The sequence below is a fragment of the Leptolyngbya cf. ectocarpi LEGE 11479 genome, from assembly GCF_015207065.1.
Lineage (GTDB): Bacteria > Cyanobacteriota > Cyanobacteriia > Phormidesmidales > Phormidesmidaceae > Leptothoe > Leptothoe ectocarpi.
Genome location: NZ_JADEXP010000390.1, coordinates 1 through 5,986, shown reverse-complemented (window position 1 = coordinate 5,986; position 5,986 = coordinate 1). Strand labels below are relative to the sequence as shown.

Genomic DNA, 5,986 nt, shown 5'->3' with positions numbered 1-5,986 from the left:
TTGACTCGTAGGATTTGGGCTTCCCGGTCTTGGATCGTCATAGGTAGGCATCCAGTATGGCTGTAAATCCCTACTTTGAACTATTTGAGACGATACCAAGCTATGGCGAAAAATTAGTGACACTAACTATTTTGCAGCGGTGGAAAATCAAGACCTAGGGGTGGTCAAAAAACTTCGTAAACCCTTAGCTAAACTTGATTTGAGGCCTTTTCCAAGAGATGACTTGACGTTTACGTCATTTGTTTAACCTGTCACAGATGATCCGTATTGATAGTGACATTTGGCGCAGCAGGTTCTCCGCCCGTGTAATAGGCATTGTCAGTATCAATGCTGCAACCAGACCAATATTCATACTCATCTGCCAAACCAAAAGCAGCATGCCCCATTTCATGGATGGCAATATTTTCCCATCCTGGTGAGATAGAAGTAGTGCCAATAGAACCACCCGCACCACCCCAGATGGTTGAATTCACAACCACCAGGATCTGATGCCATTCTGGCACCTCAACATCAACGGTGTTAATCACCTTGTTCGAGTCTACTAACAACAATCGCCGAATATTACCATTGCAGAAAGAGGCATCGAAGTATGTATCCACAGTGACTCCTGTCCCACCACAGGCGGCAGGATCATCAGCCCCACTCTCCGTTGAAGCGACATCAACTCGATACACATTGAAGGCATTGCTTAAGCTATCGAATGGAGGAGTTGTAAACAAGAAATTGACAAATTGCTCTACTTGAGTTGAAAAATCACCAATTTCTCCAGCCTGGAAACCCTCGGCAACTAGAACAAGATTAAACCGATCCGAGGCAGCGCCATGATCAATAACTTTTTGAGTCCCAATTACGTATCCACTTCCCATAGTATTACCTCCTTTCAGGCTCTATCCCACTCAGCGAAAACCGAGCAACTTCCTGCGCAGGTTCCAATTCTTGTCGGGCCTGCATGGTTTCTACACCGGGTGTAATATCCAATGGCCTGATCGGACTACTAAACAACACAAGATCTTGCGCTGTTCCTAGATCAGGAACAAGCACCACAAACAGGCCTTGTGGTTTATTTATGGTCTCCCACGTCAGAGGACTGGCAGGATCGTCCGAACGAACCTCTACGGCATAGCGATTTGGCATATCGGCAATGCGCCGATACAGGGGTTGATCACTGCTGTCTCTGACTTCGTACCAAAACCCACTAGCTCGTTCTCCTGGAGACAAATCATCGGAAGGTGGCGCAATCGTCTTGACACGTTTGATGCCACTAAGCTGAATGGTTTCTCCTTCATATCGAAATATCAATCGAAGCGATTTTTTGATGGGGCGTTGAGACCTAGATTGAGTCATAAAATCCCTCCTCTCTTTAGCCTATTTATCAAGATTTTTCCTGCTAAAGGATTTACATTACCGTGAGCCCGCCAGCAGCCAAAGCCCATGACTTCACGCACCATCAGCTAAGGCCTTTTTATACTTTAATTTTAGCTCTCAGCTCAAATTGTTAATTCATCTAAATCACATAAATTAAAAGGCTAGCTGGATTAGGTTTTATTATCGAAATTTAACCTGGCGTCCAGCCTCCAGTTCCTCACTGGGATGCAATACTACCATTCTCCATTGCTTAGTCCCGTCGTTAGCTCAGCAGCCATAGTACTGCGATGATCAATGGAAATCTCACGGGAGGGAGTTGCCGCTGGTAACGTATAGACAACCCAAAATGGCTTCAGAACTTTTAGCCTACACTGTGTGAGCTTTTTTACAGGCTTTACCTCTTTTCATACAGCCTCTTAGAAAGCATTAATGCTATTGTTTGGCCCTCATGCATTCCCCAAACTATTCTTTTATACTTTAGGTGGGAGCTTAGCTCAACTATCTAAGTTCTCTTCATCCTCTAGCAACCAATAGGAGGAAGTTAGTATGTGGACCACATTCTTTACAGCCACTGCAATCTTGCTCATAGCGATAAGAGTCTTTCTGACAGCTGATAAACAATTCGAAGTTATCGCTGCCGGACTAACCGCTACGGCCTGCGTGATGATTATGATTGGAGTCTCTCCTCCAGCACTTCAGGTTGCTTTGTTAGTGGTTATTTTCTTAATTGAAAATTGGATCTTGGATCATCCACTCAAAACCAGTTAGCTATCTGCCTCAATGCTGGTTAGGTTTTCAAGCAAATTACTGACTTCATTCATCAGTTGGCTAAGCGAGACTCATAACTTTCTCACACTCTTTCTCTAAGCTTAGGGTGAAGAGTCGGTAGCTCATCTCAACCGTAAGGCCACTGGAGGTAACGTTATGTTATTTCGACAGCTATTTGATCCAGAATCATGTACATGTACCTATTTGATTGCGGATACTGAGCTAAAGGAAGCAATTCTTGTAGATACCGTGAGGGAACAGGTTGATCGTGACCTTAAGCTACTTAAGGAATTAGGCTTGACCCTACGCTACTGTCTAGAAACTCACGTCCATGCCGACCACGTTACTGGGGCGGGCGAGTTGCGGGCAGCTACAGGTTGTCTAGCCATTGTGCCGGCCCATGCGCAAGTAAGCTGTGCCGATCTGCATATTGATGACAGTGAGATCATCACTCTTGGTGACATCCTTGTGGAAGTCATTGCAACGCCTGGTCATACGGATAGCCACATGGCCTATTTAATCAACAGCAGTCGAGTCCTTACAGGCGATGCATTGTTCATTCGCGGCTGTGGTCGCACCGATTTCCAAAGCGGGGATGCCGGTACGCTGTACGACTCAGTTACCCAGCGATTATTCACCTTGCCGGAGACCACACTTGTTTATCCAGGACATGACTATCGTGGTCATACCGTATCGACGATTGCCGAAGAAAAGCGGTGGAATCCCCGGTTTGTTGGTCGCAATCGACAAAGTTTTACTGAGTTTATGCAAACGCTGAACTTGCCCAATCCTAAAAAGATGATGGAAGCTGTCCCTGCTAACGAAAGTTGCGGCAGAGTTATGGCAGAAGTTTAAGCTTAGGAACAAGGATTTTATAAGATCCCAAAAATACGTCTGCAGAGGTTGCCATGGAACGCCTGTACGGCAAAAAGTACGGCATAATTAAATCCTCATTCCTTAGTATCTCAGCCATCCATCCAATCCTTAAGGAGAAACACCATGTCTGTTGTTCCTAAGTACCCCCTGCAAGAGATTGATGTCATTACCCTCAAGCAATGGTTAGAGAATCAAGAAGCCTTATTACTCGACGTTAGAGAACCGGCAGAATATGCCGCTGAACATATTCCAGGGGCTCGTCTGATGCCGTTGTCTAGCTTTGATGCCAATACATTATGGACACTGAGCGATCGCAAGATCGTCCTTCAGTGTCAGTCAGGCAAACGCTCGGCCCAGGCTGCCCAGAAAATGTTTGAAGCAGGTTTTGATAAAGTAGCCCATCTTCAAGGCGGACTGCCTACCTGGAAAGCCGCTGGTTACCCCACTAAAGTCAATAAGAATGCGCCAATCAGTATGTTTCGTCAGGTGCAAATTGTGGCGGGGTCTCTCGTCTTTTTAGGAACTGTCCTAGGTGCTTTGGTCTCACCGTGGTTCTTGCTAATGAGCGGGTTTATAGGTGCAGGGTTGGTGTTTGCAGGCGTTACAAATACCTGTGCCATGGCCATGCTCCTGGCCAAGCTGCCCTATAACCAACGGGCCGTCCACAAAGGCAGCATGGTTCTTTAGGGAATGATCACCCATGGTGCCTAAACAACCGCGAGGATTGCCTCTAAACACATCCTCACAACATCCTCAAAATGCTTGATTATTCTAGCTGTGAACCGCAATTATCACAGGCATAGTTCGTAGAGGATCCAATATGACTATCGAAAAAGACGCAAGAACAAATGTCACTGAAACACGGCACAAAGCAGAGCAACTAGAGGAAAAAGTACACAACCGGGCAGTGGAAAGCTTAGATGAAATCGCATCGGTCAAAGCAGAAGAACGTGAGCAAATGACTCAGCAGCGACAGGATGCCCAACACTTACAGGAAAACGTGCTCAGTCGCGCACAGGAAAGCGTAGACAGCACAGACGCTTCAGCCTAATCGAGCTAACGCAAACCTAAGACTCTGGAGGTATACCAAAGTCTTAGGTTAATTTTTCAGGATGGAATTGTCATTACTGGACAAGGCGCATGGTGTAAAACATAGTTGCTGATACTACCCAAAAACAGCTCATCTAGTTTAGAGCGATCAGGTTGTCGAATAACAATCAGATCAGCTTCCCAATTATCGGCCATATGACAAATAACATGACCAGTATTGCCAACATTTTGTGAAAACTCAGCTTTTACTCCGGCAGCTTCGGCCTTTTCCGCTAAAGCTTTGAGCATTTCTAATCCTTGATCTTCAACATCTTCCCACCGTTGCCGATAGTCCTGCATCAGCTCATCTGTAATCACTGGATACCGGTACAACGTTGGATTGGGAAGTGCTGGAGTACTTCTCATATCAGGAGAGATTACATGGAGCAACATCAAACCTGCCTGATTTTGTTTCGCCAGAGCTAGAGCCTGATCAAAAACCCCTTGATCGGTCATAGTTGTCTGAATTGGCGCAAGTATCTTAGAAAACATAGAGCCTCAATCCAAGTGCATGATATAGAGGGTACATTAATATTATTATCTATCCCTGTGAAAATTTCTTTAGGTGTTAATTCAAATTATTTTTCGTAATCAAGCAACGTGCTTTAAATAACAAAAGCTATCACCACCACCAAGGTGACGCAATTTTGATGGCACATGCTCATAAGTTCCTCAAGTCAACCCTTTACATTGAGGACATGCGACAGATGCACCAAACTTTTGGTTGCTGTAGCAACTGTGTAGATACAATTACTCAATGCTATGCCAGAACGTTCCTCGTCTCCTCGCTCAAATCCAACAAAAGAGAATTCACCTGGATTCAAATCAACCCTCATCAATCTAGGATGGGTGGTGGTATGGCTGTTGATCATGATGTTCACAGTTACCCGTATGCCACAACGCCCTGAGGAAGTACCCTATAGTGAATTTCTCACCCAGGTTGAAAGTGGTCAGGTCGTTAAGGTAAACATTAGTGAGCATCAGATTCAATACACGCTCAAAACACCTGCTGATCAAGAAACAGTAGACACTGAGGCTGCAGCGATAACGTCAGTGACCACCCCCTTACCCGATGACCCGGATCTAGCCCGCATTTTACGCAGACATGGTGTTGAAATCACAGCCACAGCCGCCAATGAACGAAACTGGTTAGTTGGTCTGTGGAGCCTTATATTTCCCCTGCTGCTGCTATGGATGCTATGGGGAGTCTTTGCTAATAGAATGCAAGAAGGACCGGCCGCTCTCAATGTGGGCAAGAGTAAAGCCCGTATTTACGCCCAGGGTAGTACTCAGGTCACATTTGACGATGTGGCTGGTGTAGATGAAGCGAAAGAAGAATTACAAGAAATTATCGAGTTTTTAAAAGATGCTCACAAATATACTCGATTAGGAGCCAAAATCCCTAAGGGTGTCTTGTTAGTTGGCCCACCGGGAACTGGCAAAACCCTATTAGCCCGTGCCATTGCAGGTGAAGCAGAGGTACCCTTTTTTAGCATTTCAGCTTCAGAATTTATTGAAATGTTTGTAGGGGTGGGGGCCTCCCGAGTCAGAGATCTGTTTGAGCAAGCCAAAAAACAGGCCCCTTGCATTGTTTTCATCGACGAACTAGATGCCTTAGGCAAGGCGCGTACCGCCAATAATCCTTTTTCTAGTAATGATGAACGGGAACAAACTTTGAACCAACTTTTGGCAGAAATGGATGGATTCGAGCCCAACACAGGGGTGATCTTACTAGCAGCAACTAACCGTCCAGAAGTATTAGATCCGGCACTGCTTAGGGCAGGCCGATTTGACCGACGCGTGGTGGTCGATCGCCCTGATCGCCAGGGTCGAGAGGCTATTTTGCAGGTCCATGCCAGAACAGTACATTTAGGAAATGATGTAAAAC

At 45.7% G+C, this 5,986-nt stretch carries 8 protein-coding genes; 5 read left to right on the top strand and 3 right to left on the bottom strand.

The genetic code is table 11. The features are described 5' to 3' along the window. Positions 1-251: 251 nt before the first annotated feature. A complete protein-coding gene (locus tag IQ260_RS26530) occupies positions 252-866 on the bottom strand; it encodes a M64 family metallopeptidase (protein ID WP_193996089.1) in 615 nt (204 codons plus the stop codon). 4 nt (positions 867-870) lie between these two features. After that, entirely contained in the window at positions 871-1,344 is a 474-nt protein-coding gene (locus IQ260_RS26525; RefSeq protein WP_193996088.1) for a hypothetical protein, read from the bottom strand. Between the two features lie 567 nt (positions 1,345-1,911). Here IQ260_RS26525 and IQ260_RS26520 point away from each other — a divergent pair. From IQ260_RS26520 to IQ260_RS26505, 4 genes are all read left to right on the top strand, one after another. Next, on the top strand, positions 1,912-2,133 hold the full coding sequence (locus IQ260_RS26520) for a hypothetical protein (protein ID WP_193996087.1): 222 nt from the start codon (positions 1,912-1,914) through the stop codon (positions 2,131-2,133). 156 nt (positions 2,134-2,289) lie between these two features. Then, positions 2,290-2,988 carry an MBL fold metallo-hydrolase gene (locus tag IQ260_RS26515; protein WP_193996086.1) on the top strand — a complete coding sequence of 233 codons (699 nt, stop codon included), beginning with the start codon at positions 2,290-2,292 and terminating at the stop codon, positions 2,986-2,988. 144 nt (positions 2,989-3,132) lie between these two features. After that, complete coding sequence (locus IQ260_RS26510) at positions 3,133-3,696, top strand: rhodanese-like domain-containing protein (protein ID WP_193996085.1); 564 nt, start codon at positions 3,133-3,135, stop codon at positions 3,694-3,696. A gap of 133 nt (positions 3,697-3,829) precedes the next feature. Beyond that, positions 3,830-4,060, top strand: a complete 231-nt coding sequence (locus IQ260_RS26505; protein WP_193996084.1) for a hypothetical protein — start codon at positions 3,830-3,832, stop codon at positions 4,058-4,060. A 56-nt stretch (positions 4,061-4,116) separates the two neighbouring features. Here the strand turns inward: IQ260_RS26505 and IQ260_RS26500 are convergent, their stop codons facing one another. Continuing rightward, positions 4,117-4,590, bottom strand: a complete 474-nt coding sequence (locus IQ260_RS26500) for a universal stress protein (RefSeq protein WP_193996083.1) — start codon at positions 4,588-4,590, stop codon at positions 4,117-4,119. A 270-nt stretch (positions 4,591-4,860) separates the two neighbouring features. Between IQ260_RS26500 and IQ260_RS26495 the strand changes: the two genes are divergently transcribed. Further along, positions 4,861-5,986: ATP-dependent metallopeptidase FtsH/Yme1/Tma family protein (locus tag IQ260_RS26495; RefSeq protein WP_193996082.1), on the top strand; the 1,126-nt coding region annotated here is incomplete at its 3' end.

What these genes read in the sequence shown, in the direction of transcription:
- IQ260_RS26510 (WP_193996085.1), top strand. Translation starts at nt 3,133, where the DNA reads ATGTCTGTTGTTCCTAAGTACCCCCTGCAAGAGATTGATGTCATTACC.
- IQ260_RS26520 (WP_193996087.1), top strand. Translation starts at nt 1,912, where the DNA reads ATGTGGACCACATTCTTTACAGCCACTGCAATCTTGCTCATAGCGATA.
- IQ260_RS26500 (WP_193996083.1), bottom strand. Translation starts at nt 4,590, where the DNA reads ATGTTTTCTAAGATACTTGCGCCAATTCAGACAACTATGACCGATCAA.
- IQ260_RS26530 (WP_193996089.1), bottom strand. Translation starts at nt 866, where the DNA reads ATGGGAAGTGGATACGTAATTGGGACTCAAAAAGTTATTGATCATGGC.
- IQ260_RS26505 (WP_193996084.1), top strand. Translation starts at nt 3,830, where the DNA reads ATGACTATCGAAAAAGACGCAAGAACAAATGTCACTGAAACACGGCAC.
- IQ260_RS26525 (WP_193996088.1), bottom strand. Translation starts at nt 1,344, where the DNA reads ATGACTCAATCTAGGTCTCAACGCCCCATCAAAAAATCGCTTCGATTG.
- IQ260_RS26515 (WP_193996086.1), top strand. Translation starts at nt 2,290, where the DNA reads ATGTTATTTCGACAGCTATTTGATCCAGAATCATGTACATGTACCTAT.